The sequence below is a fragment of the Abyssisolibacter fermentans genome, assembly GCF_001559865.1.
Lineage (GTDB): Bacteria > Bacillota > Clostridia > Tissierellales > MCWD3 > Abyssisolibacter > Abyssisolibacter fermentans.
The window spans coordinates 23,159-42,641 of sequence record NZ_LOHE01000057.1 but is presented as its reverse complement, the minus strand read 5'-3'; the positions used below and the strand labels follow the sequence as shown (position 1 = coordinate 42,641).

14 protein-coding genes and 2 pseudogenes are annotated in these 19,483 nt (G+C 28.9%); 1 reads left to right on the top strand and 15 read right to left on the bottom strand.

What is annotated here, in order from left to right; genetic code table 11:
• The 8 genes from AYC61_RS10020 to AYC61_RS09985 all read right to left on the bottom strand — a co-directional run bounded on the left by AYC61_RS10020 (position 1) and on the right by AYC61_RS09985 (position 7,663).
• Positions 1 to 678 (bottom strand): ABC transporter ATP-binding protein, encoded by a 678-nt coding sequence (locus AYC61_RS10020; protein WP_066501012.1) that lies wholly within the window; start codon positions 676 to 678, stop codon positions 1 to 3.
• Positions 679 to 837: 159 nt separating this feature from the next.
• Positions 838 to 1,842, bottom strand: a complete 1,005-nt coding sequence (locus tag AYC61_RS10015; protein WP_082759897.1) for a sensor histidine kinase — start codon at positions 1,840 to 1,842, stop codon at positions 838 to 840.
• A gap of 1 nt (position 1,843) precedes the next feature.
• A complete protein-coding gene (locus tag AYC61_RS10010; RefSeq protein WP_066501010.1) occupies positions 1,844 to 2,545 on the bottom strand; it encodes a response regulator transcription factor in 702 nt (233 codons plus the stop codon).
• 92 nt (positions 2,546 to 2,637) lie between these two features.
• Positions 2,638 to 4,563 carry an FtsX-like permease family protein gene (locus AYC61_RS10005; RefSeq protein WP_066501007.1) on the bottom strand — a complete coding sequence of 642 codons (1,926 nt, stop codon included), beginning with the start codon at positions 4,561 to 4,563 and terminating at the stop codon, positions 2,638 to 2,640.
• Positions 4,550 to 5,314 (bottom strand): ABC transporter ATP-binding protein, encoded by a 765-nt coding sequence (locus AYC61_RS10000; RefSeq protein WP_066501002.1) that lies wholly within the window; start codon positions 5,312 to 5,314, stop codon positions 4,550 to 4,552. Before AYC61_RS10000 ends, AYC61_RS10005 begins: the two co-directional genes overlap by 14 nt.
• 90 nt (positions 5,315 to 5,404) lie before the next feature.
• On the bottom strand, positions 5,405 to 6,427 hold the full coding sequence (locus tag AYC61_RS09995) for a sensor histidine kinase (protein WP_066500999.1): 1,023 nt from the start codon (positions 6,425 to 6,427) through the stop codon (positions 5,405 to 5,407).
• The gene (locus tag AYC61_RS09990; RefSeq protein ID WP_156456424.1) at positions 6,424 to 7,107 is read right to left on the bottom strand and encodes a response regulator transcription factor; all 684 of its coding nucleotides are present in this window, start codon (positions 7,105 to 7,107) and stop codon (positions 6,424 to 6,426) included. Before AYC61_RS09990 ends, AYC61_RS09995 begins: the two co-directional genes overlap by 4 nt.
• Before the next feature lie 337 nt (positions 7,108 to 7,444).
• The gene (locus tag AYC61_RS09985) at positions 7,445 to 7,663 is read right to left on the bottom strand and encodes a small, acid-soluble spore protein, alpha/beta type (RefSeq protein ID WP_066500993.1); all 219 of its coding nucleotides are present in this window, start codon (positions 7,661 to 7,663) and stop codon (positions 7,445 to 7,447) included.
• A 507-nt stretch (positions 7,664 to 8,170) separates the two neighbouring features.
• Here AYC61_RS09985 and AYC61_RS09980 point away from each other — a divergent pair.
• Positions 8,171 to 8,812 carry a hypothetical protein gene (locus AYC61_RS09980; protein WP_066500990.1) on the top strand — a complete coding sequence of 214 codons (642 nt, stop codon included), beginning with the start codon at positions 8,171 to 8,173 and terminating at the stop codon, positions 8,810 to 8,812.
• An 86-nt stretch (positions 8,813 to 8,898) separates the two neighbouring features.
• Here the strand turns inward: AYC61_RS09980 and AYC61_RS09975 are convergent, their stop codons facing one another.
• From AYC61_RS09975 to AYC61_RS09950, 7 genes and pseudogenes are all read right to left on the bottom strand, one after another.
• Positions 8,899 to 10,071 (bottom strand): MalY/PatB family protein, encoded by a 1,173-nt coding sequence (locus AYC61_RS09975; protein WP_066500985.1) that lies wholly within the window; start codon positions 10,069 to 10,071, stop codon positions 8,899 to 8,901.
• Between the two features lie 57 nt (positions 10,072 to 10,128).
• Positions 10,129 to 11,391, bottom strand: a complete 1,263-nt coding sequence (locus AYC61_RS09970; RefSeq protein ID WP_066500980.1) for a dicarboxylate/amino acid:cation symporter — start codon at positions 11,389 to 11,391, stop codon at positions 10,129 to 10,131.
• Positions 11,392 to 11,777: 386 nt separating this feature from the next.
• Positions 11,778 to 13,823 carry a sigma-54 interaction domain-containing protein gene (locus AYC61_RS09965; RefSeq protein WP_066500978.1) on the bottom strand — a complete coding sequence of 682 codons (2,046 nt, stop codon included), beginning with the start codon at positions 13,821 to 13,823 and terminating at the stop codon, positions 11,778 to 11,780.
• Between the two features lie 578 nt (positions 13,824 to 14,401).
• A pseudogene (locus AYC61_RS22285) lies at positions 14,402 to 14,983 on the bottom strand (methyl-accepting chemotaxis protein); the annotation flags it as partial.
• A 591-nt stretch (positions 14,984 to 15,574) separates the two neighbouring features.
• Positions 15,575 to 15,952, bottom strand: a pseudogene (locus tag AYC61_RS22345) (methyl-accepting chemotaxis protein); the annotation flags it as partial.
• Positions 15,953 to 17,030: 1,078 nt separating this feature from the next.
• The gene (locus AYC61_RS09955; RefSeq protein WP_156456423.1) at positions 17,031 to 17,933 is read right to left on the bottom strand and encodes an ROK family protein; all 903 of its coding nucleotides are present in this window, start codon (positions 17,931 to 17,933) and stop codon (positions 17,031 to 17,033) included.
• Positions 17,934 to 18,109: 176 nt separating this feature from the next.
• On the bottom strand, positions 18,110 to 19,480 hold the full coding sequence (locus AYC61_RS09950; RefSeq protein ID WP_066500967.1) for an FAD-dependent oxidoreductase: 1,371 nt from the start codon (positions 19,478 to 19,480) through the stop codon (positions 18,110 to 18,112).
• Between the last annotated feature and the right edge of the window lie 3 nt (positions 19,481 to 19,483).

Sequence of the window (19,483 nt, the reverse complement as noted above, 5' to 3'; positions counted from 1 at the left end):
TTATTCAACCACCTTACTTACAATTATTCCATCTTCTATTCGCACTATTCTATCTGCAAGCTGTGCTATTTCTTCGTTATGCGTTATCATAACTATTGTTTGGTTGAATTTTTTACTTGTTGTCTTTAAAAGACCTATAACATCTTGACTTGTTTTACTGTCAAGATTACCGGTTGGTTCATCAGCCAAAACTATCGCAGGTTTTGCTGCTAATGCTCTTGCTATTGCTACACGTTGCTGCTGTCCTCCTGAAAGATTATTAGGTAAGTTATTGAGCTTCTCTGATAATTTTAAAGTATCAATAACTTGGTCAACATATTCTTGATCTATTCTATTTCCATCAAGCTCAATTGGCAGTACTATGTTCTCATAAACATTTAGCATTGGTACTAGATTATAATTTTGAAATATAAAACCTATTTTTCTTCGTCTGAAAATTGTAAGTTCATCATCTTCTAATGAAAAAATATCATTCCCATCAACTATTACATTACCTGAATTTGGTCTATCAAGTCCTCCAAGCATATGCAGTAAAGTTGATTTACCACTTCCTGATGTTCCTACAATCGCTACAAATTCCCCGTTTTTCACTTCTAATGAAACATCATCTAGCGCTTTCACAATATTAGGTTCTTTGCTATAGTATTTTTTTAGATTATTTGTTTTCAATATTGTCATTTTAATTTCCTCCACAAAAATAGTTTATACACACATCTCAATGTATGTATAAACTATAACATTTAATTCTTTCCACAATCTTTCTGAAATCTAACAGTAATGAAAGAATTAAGAAAAATAGTAAACTCAATTAACAAATTAATAAAAAAAGATTTGTCCCTAAATTTTATTTGGTAAAAACACAGAAAATGTTGATCCCATTTTGGGTTTTGATTTAACTTTAATATATCCTCCTTGCATTGAAATAATCTTTCTTGCAAGATATAATCCTATTCCAACTCCTTTACATTCACTTACATTATTACAGCGGTAAAAGCGTTTGAATATATTGTTTATTTCTTGATCTTCTATACCTATACCGTTATCACTTATATCTATGCGTGTAAATATCTCATATTGTACTGCTGATACTTTAATTTCTCCACCATCTTCAGTATATTTTACTGCATTATCTAATATATTGTATATAGCTTCACCTGTCCATTTATTGTCAAACACTGCCTTTATACTATTATAGCAGGTCAAATCAATAGTTATGTTTTTGCTACCAGCTTTGTTTTTTATTTCTGATACTTCATTTTGGAGTAATTCATAAACTGATGATAGACCCACACTTGTATTAATAACCCCTGTCTCTAAACGAGACATTTTTACAAGAGCTTGTATTAAAAAATTAAGTTTTTCCGATGAAGCTGATATCTCATTTACTAATTGTTTAGTCTCTATAGATAATGACTGCTCCTGTAAAAGCTGTGAATACAATAGTAGATTTGCCATAGCTGTTTTGGTTTGATGAGATATATCTGATATTAAACTCTTTATCTTGTTTTTTTCCTTTTCTCTTTCTTTTGAAACAGTTTTTGAAATACTTATAAACCTGCTTAGTCTATTTTCAAGAGCTGATATGTTTCTATCATTAAAAGACACTTCAAACTCTTCATTATTGATTGCACTATCAACCATATCATCCATTCTTTTTATAACAGCCCTTATTCTCTTTCTTACTGCCAGCACAAACATTAAAACTAATCCACTTACAAAGATAGAAAATATAATTGATAAAAAGATGTCTTCTGAGCAGTAAACAAAAACTAATGTGCCTAAAATATAAACAATTCCAAATTTTACGTAAACCAAAGCAAATGATAATTTATCTTTTTTCATTTTATACTAAGTCCTTTTCTAAAGGTTTTTCTATCCACGAATACCCTACTCCATATACCGTTTTGATATACTTTGGTTTATTTGGACTATCCTCTAATTTATTTCTCAGTCTTCTTATTGTCACAGAAAGAGCATTTTCATCAACATATTCTGCTCCATCAGTCCAAATCTTATCCACAAGTATTGCACGAGTTAATACGTTGTTTTTATTTTCCACTAAAATTTTTAACAGTTTCTGCTCTGTTTTACTCAATATTATTTCCTCTGTACCTTTATGAAAACTCATATTATCAAAATCGAATATAAAATTTTCATATTCATATTTTTTTGATTTAACTAGCTGTTCTGTCCTTCGAAGAAGTGATTTTACTCTTGCTCTTAGAATACTTAAGCTAAACGGTTTTGTAATATAATCATCTCCACCAAGTTCAAATCCAGTTACAACATCAATTTCCATATCATTTGCTGTAAGAAAAATAATCGGTACACTCAAGGTCTGGCGAATTTGTTTGCACAAATCTAAACCACTGCCATCAGGCAGATTGATGTCTAAAATAATCAAATCAAAATCTATTTTATTTATATAATCTTTTGCTTGTTTTATTGTATATGCTTTACTAAATTCAAAGTCATTTTGACTTAAAGACAATACTATTCCATTATTTAATGCAGTATCATCTTCAACAACAAGTATTTTTTTCATAACAATCACCCACTTTTATTATCGCATATATTATATATTTGTAAATATGTTTAATATATAGTATGCTAGATTGTTTTTTATAGCAGATTTGACTATTCTCCATAAACTAATTTTGTATAATTCTTACTTAAACCTAAATAAAATATAACAATAACAATTAAAAACAAACCTATACCCCACATCAGTTGTAATGTAAAAGTAACATTCATAATTTCCTCTAACATATTCATTGCAGCTATGCTGTGAAATATACCTACAATAACAGGTAAAATAAATTCTATACTTATCTGTAAATTAACAGATTTAGCTACTTCCTTTTTACTCATACCTATATTTTTTAGCATTGTATATTGATTTCTGTCCATAAGAGCATTACCCATAATTTTAAAATATAAAGTACTAAAAGTTGCAAGTACAAATACTATAGACATAATTAACCCTAAGAAAAAAAATATACCTAATGCATAATATTCCCATACATATTCTTTTACTCGTGTGTTTACATTTTTACTTCCATCGGGCACTATGTTAATTATATCTTTAATTAACTCCTCACTATCATCTTTATCTGTTATCTTGACTCCATTAAAATTTATTTCTTTTAAATCTTTTTTTAATTCTTTATACTGACTGTCATCTAAGACATAGATGTTTGTCCCAGCAAGTGAAGTAGCACTACCTATGAATGGCACTTTTATATCTTCTCTTATTGTAAAGCTTTTATTATTTACCTTTACCATTTCACCTCTTACAAATATAGGAGATGTTATTGTTTTTGCGTTTAAAATAAATGTTACCTCATCTTTTTTAGGTTTAATCTTTTCTAGTATTTTTTCATTATTTTTATAACTTAAAAATGTCAAAGTCTTTTCTATTTGTGAATAACTTGTTATTATAGCTTGGTTATTATAATCAACTTTTTTATCCTTATTTATATACTCTACATCACTAATACAAAATTTTATATCATTTACACCTTCCAATTCATGTTTTGACTTTTTAATAGTATCTATAACTTTATTTCTTATATTTATATCATCACTTATATAGCTTAAACTATAAGGTGCTTCCATAATTACATTATCATTTGCAAACTGTTTGAAAGACAAACTTACACTAAAAGCAGTAACTGTTGAAGCTGCTAAAATAGCTGTCATAGCAAGCGTCCTATAATTAATGTTTAACCTGAAAAATATATTATTTATACTTATCATCCTTACATTTTTATATGTAATGTTTTTGCATTTAATAATTTTGTTTAAAACTATAGATAAAAAACTTCCAAAGAACAAATAAGTACCAATACATACTAATATAAGCGTTGACATAGATGTGAGCAATAAATCAAGTTCTTCTTGTCTTATTTTTGAACCTAGTATATACCCACCTATTATCAATAATACTCCCAAAAATCCTTTTGTATAACTAAGCTGATGAGTAGGACTTTTCATTTTAGCTGCATTAAGCATGTCAATTAACTGTGATTTCTTTACAACTCTGTAATTTTTAATTGATAATACTATAAAAACTGTTATGAAAACAATCATTAGCTGTACTACTGCTTTTAATGATATAGTTAGTGGTATTTGTACTTTTACATACATTGCCTTACTCAGAAGCATAAAAAATAATTTTGAAAATAATATTCCCACTGGCAATCCTATTCCAAGTGCTAATGAGCCTAAAAATATACTTTCAATAGCAAATACTTTTCCTATCTTAGATGAACTTATACCCATTAACATATAAAGTCCTGTTTCCTTCTGCCTTTGTTTTAGAAAAAAACTATTAGCATGCCACATAAAAAATATAACTACTAAGATTAATACAAAACCACAAGTGTAACTAGCAACCTTAGCTGATTGTAAACGCTTAGTTAATTCCACAAATATATCATTATATCCTATTGATGCAAAGTTATAATATGTAACAACTGTAACTATAAGTACTGTCAGATATAGTCCATATATTTTCATATTATTTTTTAATAGTTTATAAGCTAATTTAAAGGAGTTCATCATCTGAACCTCCCATAACTGCAAGCATTTTTATTATTTTCTTAAACAATTGTTTTTTATTACCGCTACTATCCAGTCTTCCGTTAATTTTTCCGTCTTTTAGAAACATAACTCTATTACAATAACTTGCAGCAACTGCTTCATGAGTCACCATAATTATTGTTGTGTTTAATGTTTCATTAATATTTTTAAAACACTCAAGTACTTCTGATGAAAGCCTAGAATCTAAAGCACCAGTAGGTTCATCTGCAAATATAACTTTTGGTGACGAAATAAGTGCTCTACAAATAACTGCCCTTTGTTTTTGACCTCCTGATAATTCATAAGGGTATTTATCCAACTGATTTATAATACCTAACAGCTTTGCATATTCATCTATTTTTTTTGTTATTATACTAACTTTTACATTATTTAATGCTAAAGGTAATGCTATATTATCTCTTATAGTCATATTATCTAATAAATTAAACTCTTGAAATACAAACCCTACTACATCTCTTCTAAAATTAGCAAGTTCATTTCTTTTAATTGTAGTAATATCAATACCATCTATTATCACTTTACCAAAAGTAGCCTTGTCAATAGTAGACATAATATTAAGCATTGTTGTCTTTCCAGATCCAGATGGTCCCATGATACCTACAAATTCACCTTCATAAATATCTAAATTCACCTCTTTTAAGGCCTTATAAACACTTTTCATTTCACCATATTCTTTAGTCACATTAATAGCTTCAACTATTTTCTTCACTCTTTACACCCTTTCATTTCTCAATTTCCTATGTGTATTATAACTTTAATCAAAGATTTTCTCCATTGCATTAAGTTACATATTAAGAGTTTAATGTGACATTGCTGTAATATTGTAATAATCAGAAAGCTTATAGAAACTTATAATAAATTCAGTGTATTTACCTTCTTCACTTTTTACATCTATTCCTATGCTTAAATTCTCTGCCATTTTTTTAGCATAGTATAATCCCATACCTGTAGATTTTGTCATGGTTCTGCCATTTTTACCTGTAAACCCTTTATTAAATATTCTATTTATATCTTCTTTTTGAATACCTATACCAGAATCCTTTATGTATAGGCAGTAAGCCTTTTTATTCTCTATAGAGGTAATAGTTATTTCTCCGCTATTTGGTGTATATTTACTACAATTATTAAGTATTTGGCATATAATATAATGAATCCATTTTTTATCACTCGTTACCATAAAAGTTTCTATTTCAGTTGTTATTTTAATGTTCTTGTTTATAAAAAATAATGCATTATCTCTGATAGCACTTTTTATCTCCTCAGAAATATCAAATTCTTCCGCAATGATATCTTGATTATAATGGTTTGCTCTTGTAACATGTAATACTTGATTTACATTAAATCTAATCTGCTCTATCTGACTACAAAGTTTACTGGTATTAACATTTTCTATATCTTCTAATAGTAATTCACATACTGCTATATTCACTTTAACGTCATGCACCCATTGTGTTATGTACTCTTGTAGCTCATTAATATTTCTTTTATAATCCTCTTCTTTCATGTAAAATTCTTCATTCCGTCTTCTTTTTATTTCCAGTATTGTATCTACATAGAAATCTCCTTTATAACAAGCTTCTCTTTGTATGTTTTTCCCTTCTGCTTCCTTTAAAATAGAGTCATATTTGATTTTGCTTTTTCTAAAACCATAGATAATAGTTATGATTTCTATAATAATAATAAGAACATCCATATAAATTATATCTTCTAACGTATTATTTATTGCTATGCTGCTAAACATAATACAATTTACAATCATTAAAATAGCCAGATTACTGATAAACCATAATTTATTGATTTTTAAATAATCATAAATTCTCATAGAATAATATACCCCATTCCTTTTTTAGTGTTTATAAAATCAAATACTCCTATATCTTCTAACCGTTTCCTTAATCTGTTAACATTAACTGTAAGGGTATTTTCATTTACATATATATCATCATTCCATAAATGCTTCATTAATTTCTCCCGTAAAACTACTTTGCCTTTATTCTCCATAAGCGTCTTTAAAATCCTAAATTCGTTTTTGGTTAGTTCTAAGCTATTGTTTCTATAATGAATAGTAGTATCATTTAAATTAAGAATTAAATCATTACATTCTATAATCTGTGTATCTAGCATTTGATACTCGTAAGTGCGACGAATAACAGCCTGTAATTTTGCTATCAGTACGCTGCTATCGAATGGTTTTTGAATATAGTCATCTCCTCCATTATTGATAGCCATAACTATATCCATACTGCTGTCTCTTGATGAAATGAATATAACAGGTACACTTGATATTTCCCTTATTTTCTTACACCAATAAAAGCCATCAAACGCTGGAAGGTTAATATCCATAAGTACAATATGAGGTTTTACTTTCTCAAAGCTAGTTATTATGTTTGAAAAATCTTTACATATAAATACACTAAATCCCCATTTTGAAAGTATTTTATTCATCACTTCAGCCATATTGACATCGTCTTCTATTATCAATAGCTTGTATATCTTTTTCATATACTTACACCCCATTGTTTTTTATTTTCTGTAAATATATTTTATCATCTATTTATCAAGAATGTTAGTAATACAAGTAATGTATAATTTATTAAAATAACACAATCAAGCTTTTATAGGAGGATTTAAAATGATTAAGCCTATTGGAACTAGAACATTAGAAACTGAAACGATAATGGATTGAAAGTATAATTCTATATTAAAAGAAGAGTTTATATGTTAACATAAAATATAAGCTTTAGTTGATAATATAAAAACTGCTTACCTTACATATTACTGGGGTGTCTAGTCTTAAACACCCCAGTGATATTAATAAACTTTTATGAATTCAAATTATTTAATCTCTAGTAACAATATCTTTTGCTTTATCAGTCACTTTTTTAATAATTTTTCCTCCAAAATCTCCCATTTTGTCTAAAGTTCCTTCTTTCTTAGTATTATCATCTCTTCTCTCTGATCTTAGCGAAGTGTCTATACCAAGTTCCTGCGCATTTTCCATTTTAAATTTATCTAAAGCTTCTCTAGCTTTTCTACTTACATTATTTCTATTTGACATATACTCACCTCTTTTTAAGATTGTTGTTCAAAATCTTTAAAAATATTTTGTCCAGTTCTTGTAATATTATTAATTCAATCAATATAATTTTAACTATAGTAATGCAAAGCACTGGATTTTTTACAATTTAAATCAGTCTATGCTTTGTCATTTTTTATAGTAAAGATAAAATTATTAAAATCTGTTTTAACTCTTTAGTATGTGACAGGGAGCCCTGCATGGCTCCTAGTAACTATATTGTTTGTTAGTTAATAATGCGATTTTATTTTTTGTAATACCGAAATATTAATATGGTTAATTAAACATTAGACAAGTATAAATTGTATCTAAAATTGCACATTTATAGTTTTTAATTGTTCATTGGTAGTTATATTTAACAATCTCAATTTTTAGAGGATATTCTTATATATTATAGAATTAGTACAAAGTATGACGAAAAAAGAGGGTGATATAAACAATTAATAAATGTCATACAAATTTTATCTATATCAATGAGAGGTGTATTAAATGAATAAAATTAACAAATTACTTTTAATATTAGTGTCAATTGTGTTGCTTTTCAATGTTTCAGGCTGCTCTTCTAGCTCTGTTAACAATACTCAAAAACCAAAAGAAAAAGTTGCTAAAAAAAATAATGACACTATTAATGAAGAAATCAAAATTGAAAATCCTGATTTTAGGAATACTAAATGGGGCATGACTAAAGATGAAGTTAAAAAGTATGAAAAAGCAGAATTGTTTTTTGAAGATGATAGCACTTTAATATACTCAGTTTCAGTAAAAGATTTGGATACTACACTTACTTACCGCTTTAATAATGACGGTCAATTATATGACACTAGTTATGTGTTTGAAGAAAAACATGAAAATAAAAATTTATATATAGATGATTATAAATTAATCTTGAACTCATTAAATAAAAAATTTAAACAAGAAAATAAATTAATAGATGGCTTTAGTTGGATAAACAACATGTACAAAGATAATCCTGATAAATATGGTCTCGCTATCAGTTTAAGACACTTGTTTGTTAAACATATTTGGGACACACAAAACACAGAAATCTATCAAAGTTTATCAGGAATTAATAATGGAATTATACATACAGTACAATACATCAGCAAGAATATTAATGCTCCTAAAAAATAAAATGATGATTTATAAAAGCACCTAACCTCAAAGTTAGATGCTTTTTTATATGTTTAATATGCTTAATCTTTAAATATATTTATATATTACATTTCATCTACTGCATTTTTTAGTCTTTCTAATCCTTCTTTTAACACTGATTTAGGACATGCAATGTTTATTCTCATAAATCCTTCTCCTGTATCTCCAAACCAATGTCCGCTGTCAAGTGCAATTCTTGCTTTATTAAAGAATAAGTCATCTATTCCTTCTGTATCAAGTCCTAACCCTTTACAATCAAGCCACATCAAATAAGTTGCTTCCATTTTGTATGGGATTATTCCTTTAATGTTTTCCGTAATATAATCATGAACAAAATTCATATTTTCTTCTAAATAATCAACTAACTCGTCCACATATTCTGCACCTTTTTCATACACTGTTTGTGTGATTTCACGGCTAAATGAATTTGAACGATTTAAATCTAATAATCCTAATTCTGATCTGTAAGCTTCCATTTTTTCTAAATCAGACATAATACAATAAGCTGTATGAAGTCCTGCTATATTAAATGTCTTGCTTGGTGCTGTACATACTATAATATTCTTATTAAATCTTTCATCCACATTCATCATTGATATGTGTTTACTTCCTTTGTAAACTAAGTCAAAATGAATTTCATCTGACACTAAAAGAACATTATTTTCAAAGCAGATTTCTCCAACTCTTTGTAGTTCTTCTTTTGTCCATACTCTACCTACAGGATTATGAGGGCTACATAGAATCATCATTGTACACTCAGGATCACTTGCTTTTTTCTCAAGATCTTCGTAATCCATTACATACTTTCCATTTTCAAACTTAAGTGTATTATCACTAACAACCCTATTATTACCTTCAACAACTGCTCTAAAAGGATAGTAAACAGGTCTTTGAATGATAATTTTATCATTTGGCTTTGTAAATTTTCTGATCATCATGTTTAGTAAAAATACAACACCTGGTCCATACTCTATGTTTTCTCTTTTTACGCTTATATCATGTCTTGTTTTTAACCAATTAATTACTGCCTCATAGAACTCAGGCATTCTTTTTGTATATCCAAAAACACCATGATTTGCTCTATTTACAAGACAATCTATCATAAAATCAGGACATTTAAAATCCATATCCGCTACCCAAAATGGAAGCATATCATTGCTACCAAATTTTAGTTCCATTTCTTCATATTTAACTGAGCTCGTATTTTTTCTGTCAATTACTGCATCAAAATTATACATTTTTACCTCCAAAATTCTTGTGTCTTATAGTTTAAAGACATTTTATTCTCCTACTGATTATTCATTATCATATGATTTTTCCATCCAATTTTTACCTTCAACTCTTCTTGCTACCATCATTGTTACAACAGCATCACCAGTTGCATTTATCATAGTAGCTATTGCATCAGTAAGTAAACCTATTGTTACTATGATTGGAATAACTTCTGGGTTAAAACCATAGAATCCAACTATTATCAAGGATCCCATCATTCCACCACCTGGAATACCACTCATTACAACACCACTCATAACAGATATTGCAATAGCTGTTCCCCAAACTCCTAAACCTGTGAAACTCATATCAAATATTCCAAATAGGAAAGCGATTTTCATAAGAGTAGTAAGTGCAGTTCCATCCATATGCATTGTTGCACCTAAAGGTAATACTATATTACTGATATCCTCTGGTACTCCCATTTTTTTAGTTCCTGCTAAGTTTGTAGGAAGTGTTGCGACTGAACTCTGTGTTGCTAATGATGTTATAACTGCTGGGAATATATTCTTGTAAAATACTCTGATACCCTTTACTCCACCAGCGTAATATGCGTATAGTGTAAAACCTGTTAAGAAATATGCTATACAAATTGGGAAGAACATTACTACTGCTTTCGTATATGCACCTAATAACTCAGAACCATACGCTCCTATAAGTGATGCAAAATAAGCACCTAATCCAATTGGAGCATAAAGCATAATTATATTTATCATTTTCATGAATGCTTCAGCACTGATGTCTAGAACATCAACTAATGGATTTTTAGTAAGTTTTCTATCCTTTGTTACAAGACTTACACAGTATCCAAACGCAATGGCAAATATGATAAGTGGAAGCATTGCACCTTTTGATAAAATTAAATTGAAATCACTTACTGTAATTGCCTTAACAACTTGATCTAATAGATTCATTTGTTCAGGTTGCTCATAAGAACCCATTTCTATATTTACTCCATCAGCTGGTGGAACTATTGTTACCACAGCAATAATAAATGCAGATGCTATAAGACCTGTGACAATAAATATTAAAAGTGTATTTCTTAATATTTTGCCAAGTCTCTTCATATTTGACATCTTAGCTATAGAGCTTGATAAACTAAAAAATACTAATGGTACAACTGCAGTGAACATTAAATTAAGAAAGATTTGTCCAAATGGCTTTAATACAGTTGCCTTCTCTCCGTAAATCAAACCAACAATACAGCCTGCAATAATACCCATAAGTAATAATATTAATGATTTGTACGACTGAAAAACTGTCTTCTTACTAATTTTTTGTGTCATAAGTAACCTCCTAGTTTTATAATAGTATTAATAATTTCCTTGTGTACCTTTTTCTAAAATAGTATTTTAGAATTTGTATTTCTGTATCAATTTAACGCTTTATATTATTGCAAATCGAATGCCAATTCCATTAATAATTTAAAAATTCTTTGTGATTTCTTATTTTTCGACATGATTTTTTAGTCTTTTGATTCATTTTAATACTATAAAATTTGTCTTTCTAAAGCTAAATATCTAGGTTTCAGATAAAGATTCTTCTTTCCCTGAAGGAAAAAGTTTTCTTCTACTAATTATAGAAGTACAAGTGTTAAAAATTGAAAACGCTATCATAAATAAAAAATAAAATGGGCCAATGGTTTAGTTTGTATCCCATTGGCCCATTTTATTCATTTTTCCTTTCCTATTACTTCTATTCCTTTTTTAGTTATCGTACTTCCACCTCTACCAAGCTCGACATTGATATACCCTAGTTCCTTTAATTCATTTAAAATACCTCTTACATCATACTCTGTAATGTGCATTTTATTTTCGAAAGCCTTCTGAGATATACTTCTCCTGCCTAGCTTTGCACGATTTAAAAATGCCTCATAAAACAATTTCAAAACGAAGCTTTGCTTTTCATTTAAATCTGATATATTTTCTAAATCTATTTTCTTTATCTTTTTTTTGTAATACTCCTCCATATGATGTGGTAAATGTCTCATGGTTATACAATCTACACCTATATTATCAAAAAACTCTATGCAATTTATAAGCTCTCTTATATTACCATCCCATTTATATTTCTTTAAAAAATCCATTACCTCGTCAGAAATATCAAAACTACATTGATTCTGATTTTTGAAAAGTTCAATTAAAACTTCTAAATCCTCAATCCTATCTCTAAGCGGCGGTAAATTAATAGGCAAAACATTGAGTCTATAATATAAATCCTTCCTAAATAAGCCTTTTTCCACTTGTTTATATAGTTTTCTATTAGTTGCAGCAACTATCCGTACATCAATTTTAATGATTTTATTGCCGCCTACTCTCATAACTTCTTTTTCTTGAATAACTCTAAGAAGCCGTGCTTGAAGTTCCATAGGCATTTCACCAATCTCATCCAAGAATAATGTTCCATTGTTAGCAAATTCAAATATACCCATCTTGCCGCTTTTAAGTGCACCAGTAAATGCACCGCTTTCATAGCCAAACAATTCACTTTCCAAAAGATTTGGTGAAATTGCAGCACAGTTAATCGCTACAAAATGTTTATCTCTAATAGGCGAAGCATTGTGAATAGCTTGTGCTACGAGTTCTTTTCCTGTACCACTCTCACCAGTAATTAAAACAGCTGATTTTGAATTAGCCATTCTTACTACTAATTTTCTAACTTCTTTTATAGCTTTACTTTTTCCTATAATGTTATCTACTGAGTATTTTGCAACATGTCCTTTATTAGCTAGTTGTAACCTTAACATATTTTGTGTATTTTCTTGAGATTCAAAGCTTTCTATTATTGCATATGCTCCATCAGTAACCTCTAATATCTCTCCACTGCTTACAACACCTATTGGAAATATTGACATTGTGATATACTTCCCATTTAACTCTATAAGCTTGTTTTTTACAGGTTTTTTAGTTTCAAAAAAATCATCAAAACCTATCTGTGGAAGTACTTGTCTAGCATTACAACCTATATATGAATGATCTGCACCGATAATTTTCATTGCATGACCATTACAACTTTCAATAACACAATTTTTATTTACCCCAATTACCCCTTTTTTCATTATAGAAAGTAAGGTATTGAATTGATTTTTCAAGCTATTTGATCTACTGATTAAAAATTCTACTCCTTTATTATAAGCAACTAGTGTTTCAAAATATTCTAATATCCTTTTTTCTGATAAAATATCTTCCAAATTAAGACTTGCTGCAATTTCAACTATAGTATTCTTATCAATTAACCTATGACCTAAATCAAGAACTCTATTTGCAGTCTTTGGCACATATCTCATTTCACCAGTAGTTATTGCTATGCTAGATTTGGGTAATTCGCCCATATTTGGATATACCGGTACAAGTTCATAATTATCAAAACCCAACTGATATAATAAAGCCATGGTTTCAATACACATTTCTAAACTCAAATTAACTAGCATTGCTGTTTTGTCTATTTTAAAATTTTTAAGTAAATCAAAGCTTTCCTTTGACAATGTAAGTTTTGAAATAATGATTTCAACCCTATTATCAATATATTTTTTTAATACCTCATATTGAGAATACGTACTAATAAGTATTGCATCTATATTTGTTATACTCTGTACATTATTCGTTTCAAAGGCATAAGTAGTTACTTCAATTTTGTCTTTGAAAACATTATAAAGCTGTCTTTTATACTCAATTCCAACGTCTTTACTGGAAGTAACAATACCAAGTCTTTTTTTCATAATATCCTCCGCATTTATTATATATACATTCTATTATACATTTAGATAATACTATTTACAATTTTTCATTTATGTTATCATAAACCAGGGGTATTAAAATATTAAAAATCTTTATAATATCTTCTCTACTCATAGTTTAATTGTTTAATGCTTCTAAAATTCATTGTTTCTTTTATATTTTTTGATTAGTATAAAACAAAATAAAATACTAATATTTTTATAAAGTAAAATACCCCCTATTTTAAGGGGGTATGAGAATAATTTATCTAAATAGTACTTATCCCAGATTATTCATAGAAAATCAAATATTCTACTGTATCCTTCTGATTATAACAAGGCACAAGATGTCCCCCACCTCTATAGGTAGCGGGTACCAATTATATTTAACAGGCGGTGTGTATATCTCCCGCCTCGTTGAAACGGTGTGTTGCAATTACTACGTAATTGCTTCCGTTGTTATAAGATGTCCATTAAATTCTTGACATACCAACTCGGTATGCCTTCGAATTCACTGGAATCTTCTAATTCAGAATTATACAGCATACTATTCAAAGTTATATGAATAATCAGGGATTATTTTAGTAATTAAACTTAGCTATGCTTTTTTTCATCTCCTCTGCTAAGTTTACTAAAGCATCAATTGAATTTGCTACTTCAGCCATAGAAGCAGTTTGCTGCTGAGCAGCTGCTGATGCTTCTTCTGTTGATGCAGCATTTTCCTCAGAAACAGCTGCTAGGTTTTCTATTATAGTAATAATATCTGTTTTTCTATTTTCCATTTCTTTACTTGATTCATTTAATTTTATTATAATATCCATTATTGCATCAATTGAATTAGAAATTCCATCAAATTTAAAATTAGTTTGTTCAACACTATTACTCTGATCTGATAAAACTCTACTTACTTCTTCCATAGTTTTAACAGCTACACTGGTTTTATTCCCTAGTTCCCCAATTATATTAAATATTTCATCTGTAAAACTATTGGATTGTTCAGCTAATTTTCTTATTTCGTCTGCAACAACTGCAAATCCTTTCCCGGCCTCTCCTGCTCTTGCGGCTTCAATAGCGGCATTTAATGCTAAAAGATTAGTTTGATCAGCTATATTTTTAATCATTTGACTTGCATTATCAATTTTTTCTGCACTTTTATTACTTTCTACTATAACATTATATACTCCTTTGGATGCAATACTACTTTTCTTTGTGTTTTCTACCAAAACATCAAGAGTCTTTACTCCTTCATTTTTTAATATTTCAACCTGCTTTAAAGCAGTATTTAAATCATCCATCATTTTTTGATTTTCTTCTATCCGTTCTCCTAAAATATTTACATCATTAAAACCTTCTTCTGTTTGTTTTGCTTGGTTAGTAGCACCTTTTGCAATTTCTTCAACAGTTTTTGCTATTTCATCAGATGCCATAGCGGATTCTTCGCTTATAGATGATACTTTTTCTGAGGATAAAAATATATTAGCAGATGTATTGGCAATACCATTAACCATATCCTGAATTGAGTTCTGCATTATATCAACTGCTCTTGATATATCTCCGAGTTCGTCAGTTTTATTTAAATCCTTTTGGGATACATTCTTTGTTAAATCACCTGAAGAAATATATCCTAAAGATTCTTTTAAATTGTTTATAGTGCTTATCACATAATTGGATCGTCTTATTAAAAGTATCCCCATGATAACAAAGGAACTAATCCCCAATATCACAAATGATATAATATTTGTTTTGATTGCTGAATAAACACCCTTCATAGAAATACCTATATCTAGTATAGCGTTTACTTCGCCATTAACAAATACTGGAACTGTCATTTCTAGTAGATTGGATTCAATTACATCATAGTACCATTCATTCGTAAAGCTAGAACCCTTTAAGGCTTGTACCATTCCAATTTCTTCATTTTTATCATATATAACCCCAATATCTTTAGCATCAGAATCAGCAATAGCTTTTAGGTTTTTATCTATTATAGTAGCATAAACTATATTCTCTTCTTTTGCCAATTCTTCAACAAAGGTTTGATGACTAAATTTTTTGACTAGTGATTCTACTTGATTTGCTCTTATCCCTACTTGAATAAAACTACCATCTTTATTTCTTAGATATCCATTCATGTTAGGATTATCAGATCCAGCATCCGCTTCTATTAGTTCGTTTTTCCCACTAGCTCTAAAATTTTCTGCAGGATCTCCTTTAGAAAGCTTCCTTCCTAAATAATCATTATCGGTAGAGTATGCAATATTGCCATCAGCAGCATACCAATGTATATAATTTACTCCAGAATCTTTAGCGATTTGTTTTAGTAATTCATTGGATAAAACATCTTTATTTGATTTTACTGTTTTTGCTGCAACACTAATTTTGTCTTCTAACAAATGATTAATACTTCTTAATGATATTATATTATTTTCAATCTTTGATACCAGTTGATTGGTAAGTGCTATTCCATCCTCTCTCATCTGGGCTAATAAACTACTCCTGACATATAATGAGGATACTACTGCCATACTATTAATGGCTATAAATAGTAAAATTAGGGGTAAAACTATAAGCCTCACTTTAATTGTAGTCTTTTTTTTGTTCGCCTTTTTTTTGTTTGTCTTTCTTTTTAGTCTCATCTTATACCTCCCCAAAACATATTATAAGTATCTTAGTTTCATATTGGTCCTATCTTTACAAAAATAATCTTATTCAAATAACTATTAAAAACATATTAATGAGTTATATTTCCAATGTTATTTTATATCCATTCAGCCAACTATAAACTAATCACTTTTTAACTCTATTTTATTACTTTATTCAACAATTTTCAATATATTTCATGATAGAAAATTTAATACTCTATTGCATTCATATGGATATAATATATCCATTAAATTCTTAACATACCAACTCACTAGCCTTAAATTCAGGGTTAATATAATTAAGATTTTTTGTAATTTATATCTTTTTCTGTCTATTTTTAGATAATATCTCTTGTTAAGTATTATGAGAATATTGAATATTTATGAAATATAAGAATGATAATACAAAATATAAGAATAATAAAAAAGATTTCATAAAAAATTATTTTCATATTCTTGCTTATGAAAAAAACACTTGATAAGAATTTAATATCAAGTGTTAGTTTTTTTACTTTTAAATTAACTATATAAGAGCTTAATATTTGAATTTGCCTAACTATTCATTAAATTACGTTATATAATCAAACGCTAATTTTGCAGCTCCTATCATCCCAGCATCATTTAAATATTTAGCTGATAATATTTGAGGTTGTAATGAACTATTACACATTTCTTTAAAAGATTTTTGTAGTTTTTCCAACCAAAATTCTTTTGAATTTATTAGTCCTCCTCCAATAATAATAGCCTCAGGATCAAAAATATTTTTCAAACTAACTAAATATATTGATAAATCATATATAAATTTATCAACAATTTTTATGCAGCCTAAATCTCCTTGTGATGCTTTTTTAAAAATATCTTTTCCATTTAACGCACAATCATTATTTTCTTCATATGCTTTTTCTAATGCATTACCTGATACATATTGTTCTACACAACCACTTTGACCACATCCACATTTTTTACCATTTGGATATAAAATAATATGACCTAATTCTCCTGCTTGCCAATTGTTTCCACGCCAGATTCCATCTTCCCTTATATATAAAGAACCTCCAACTCCTGTACCAAGTGTTATCATTACAAAGCTATTCATTTCATTAGCACTACCAATCCAACTTTCACATAAAGCTGCCACATTCGCATCATTATCCACAATAGTAGGAATATTAAATCTTCTTTCTATTTCTTCCCTTATATTTGTTCCTTGCCATCCAGGAAAATTACTTCCAACAAACAAAACTTTACCATTGACTAAATCTATAAATCCTGGCGATCCAATTCCAATTGCTTGTATTTCATAGTTTTTTTTCAATTTTTCTATCATATCAACCATCTTATTTAAGATAGTTTCCTTACCTTTAAATGCCTCTGTAGCAATAATTTCTGTTTTTAGAAGTCTTCCTTGTTCATCTATTACTCCACCTTTTATTTTAGTTCCACCTAAATCTATCGCTATAACATTTTGCAAAGTTAAACACATCCTTTATATTTCGAATTTCACCTATATACAATTAGTAATGTAACAATAGGGCTAATTACAAAATCTAAAACATACACATTTTCTATGGATTTTGTCCACTACATAACGGAAATAATATTTACCACAATTTTAAAGGTTCATTATTTCCTATGTATTATAAAAAGCTATAACATCTTCTCATCTATAGACTGATTATTTGCGATTAGAGTATTATAAATTAAATTATATGGTACATTCCTAAAATCTGTATTCTTATCTAAAGATATAGCTGCTGCAGTACCTGCTGCTTGCCCTAATGCCATACATATAGGTGAAACTCGAACTGAAGCAAATGCTTCATGGGTAGCTGATATTGCTCTACCAGTAACTATTAGGTTGGTAGTATTTTGTGGCAGAAGACATCTATATGGTATTTCATAATAATCTCCCCATTTCATACCCTTAATATCTAAACTTTTCCCCTCTGGGTCATGGATATCAATAGGCCAACTTCCTTGAGCTACTGCATCATCAAAATTTCTACCCTCAACCACATCAAATTCAGTCAATGTATAGTCGCCTACTATTCTTCTAGTTTCCCTTACCCCTATTTGACATCCAGTTTCTAAAAGTACTGCATTCTCGAACCCAGGCAAGTATTTTTTGAAGAAATTCATAATATTGAATACTTGTCTTCTTCCTTCAATAGTCGCTTCACTAATATCAAATTCACGAGTAGCAATTTTATCTATTACTCTACTCATATTTACGATTATTTCCCCTCTTTTTATTGATTCAAAAAATAAAACTCTATCTCTATTAACCTTAAGATTTCCATTCTCACACGCATTATTTACAATTGAAAAAAATCCAGATACTGCAATTCTTTTTACCTTTGATAATGAATCAACTTGTGGATGAATAACAAATTCATTTGGGTTTTTATCTGCATATTCGATAACCTTATCTATATCAACATTCCCAACCTTGAACATCATTGACATTGGCTGACATTTGCCATCTTTTTCTCTTCCAACTTTCATGGGGTTACCTGAAAGAAAAGCTATATCACCATTTCCTGAAGCATCTATATATCTTTTAGCTTCTACCTGATATATACCTGAACGAACTTTAATAAGCATAGAAAAAATTTTGTCATTTTCGACTTCAACATCTATAACTTCTGAATAAAACTTCAAATCTACTCCTGCTTCAAGAAGGTATTCTTGCGTAACAAATTTGTATACTTCTGTATCAATTGGTGTAATAGTACCTCCTACTCCAAGTGGATCTATGATGTGTCCTAATGTTCCATTGTATTCTCTAATTTTATCCATTAATTCCTGAGCATAACCTTTTATAATTTGTTTATCTCCAGCATGAAATGTCATGAGTGGTAATGCAAGACTATTAGTTGCACATCCGCCAAGGAATCCATTTCTCTCAAACAAAATAACTCTTTTACCTTCCGCTGCAGCGGCTTTTGCAGCCATTATACCTGAAGGACCTCCACCAATAACTGCAATATCAGTTTTGATAATGTCCTTTATTCTCATAAT

What these genes read in the sequence shown, in the direction of transcription:
- AYC61_RS09970 (WP_066500980.1), bottom strand. Translation starts at nt 11,391, where the DNA reads ATGACACAAAAAATTAGTAAGAAGACAGTTTTTCAGTCGTACAAATCA.
- AYC61_RS09990 (WP_156456424.1), bottom strand. Translation starts at nt 7,107, where the DNA reads ATGAAAAAGATATACAAGCTATTGATAATAGAAGACGATGTCAATATG.
- AYC61_RS09980 (WP_066500990.1), top strand. Translation starts at nt 8,171, where the DNA reads ATGAATAAAATTAACAAATTACTTTTAATATTAGTGTCAATTGTGTTG.
- AYC61_RS10010 (WP_066501010.1), bottom strand. Translation starts at nt 2,545, where the DNA reads ATGAAAAAAATACTTGTTGTTGAAGATGATACTGCATTAAATAATGGA.
- AYC61_RS09950 (WP_066500967.1), bottom strand. Translation starts at nt 19,480, where the DNA reads ATGAGAATAAAGGACATTATCAAAACTGATATTGCAGTTATTGGTGGA.
- AYC61_RS09985 (WP_066500993.1), bottom strand. Translation starts at nt 7,663, where the DNA reads ATGTCAAATAGAAATAATGTAAGTAGAAAAGCTAGAGAAGCTTTAGAT.
- AYC61_RS09975 (WP_066500985.1), bottom strand. Translation starts at nt 10,071, where the DNA reads ATGTATAATTTTGATGCAGTAATTGACAGAAAAAATACGAGCTCAGTT.
- AYC61_RS10015 (WP_082759897.1), bottom strand. Translation starts at nt 1,842, where the DNA reads ATGAAAAAAGATAAATTATCATTTGCTTTGGTTTACGTAAAATTTGGA.
- AYC61_RS09965 (WP_066500978.1), bottom strand. Translation starts at nt 13,823, where the DNA reads ATGAAAAAAAGACTTGGTATTGTTACTTCCAGTAAAGACGTTGGAATT.
- AYC61_RS10020 (WP_066501012.1), bottom strand. Translation starts at nt 678, where the DNA reads ATGACAATATTGAAAACAAATAATCTAAAAAAATACTATAGCAAAGAA.
- AYC61_RS09995 (WP_066500999.1), bottom strand. Translation starts at nt 6,427, where the DNA reads ATGAGAATTTATGATTATTTAAAAATCAATAAATTATGGTTTATCAGT.
- AYC61_RS10005 (WP_066501007.1), bottom strand. Translation starts at nt 4,563, where the DNA reads ATGAACTCCTTTAAATTAGCTTATAAACTATTAAAAAATAATATGAAA.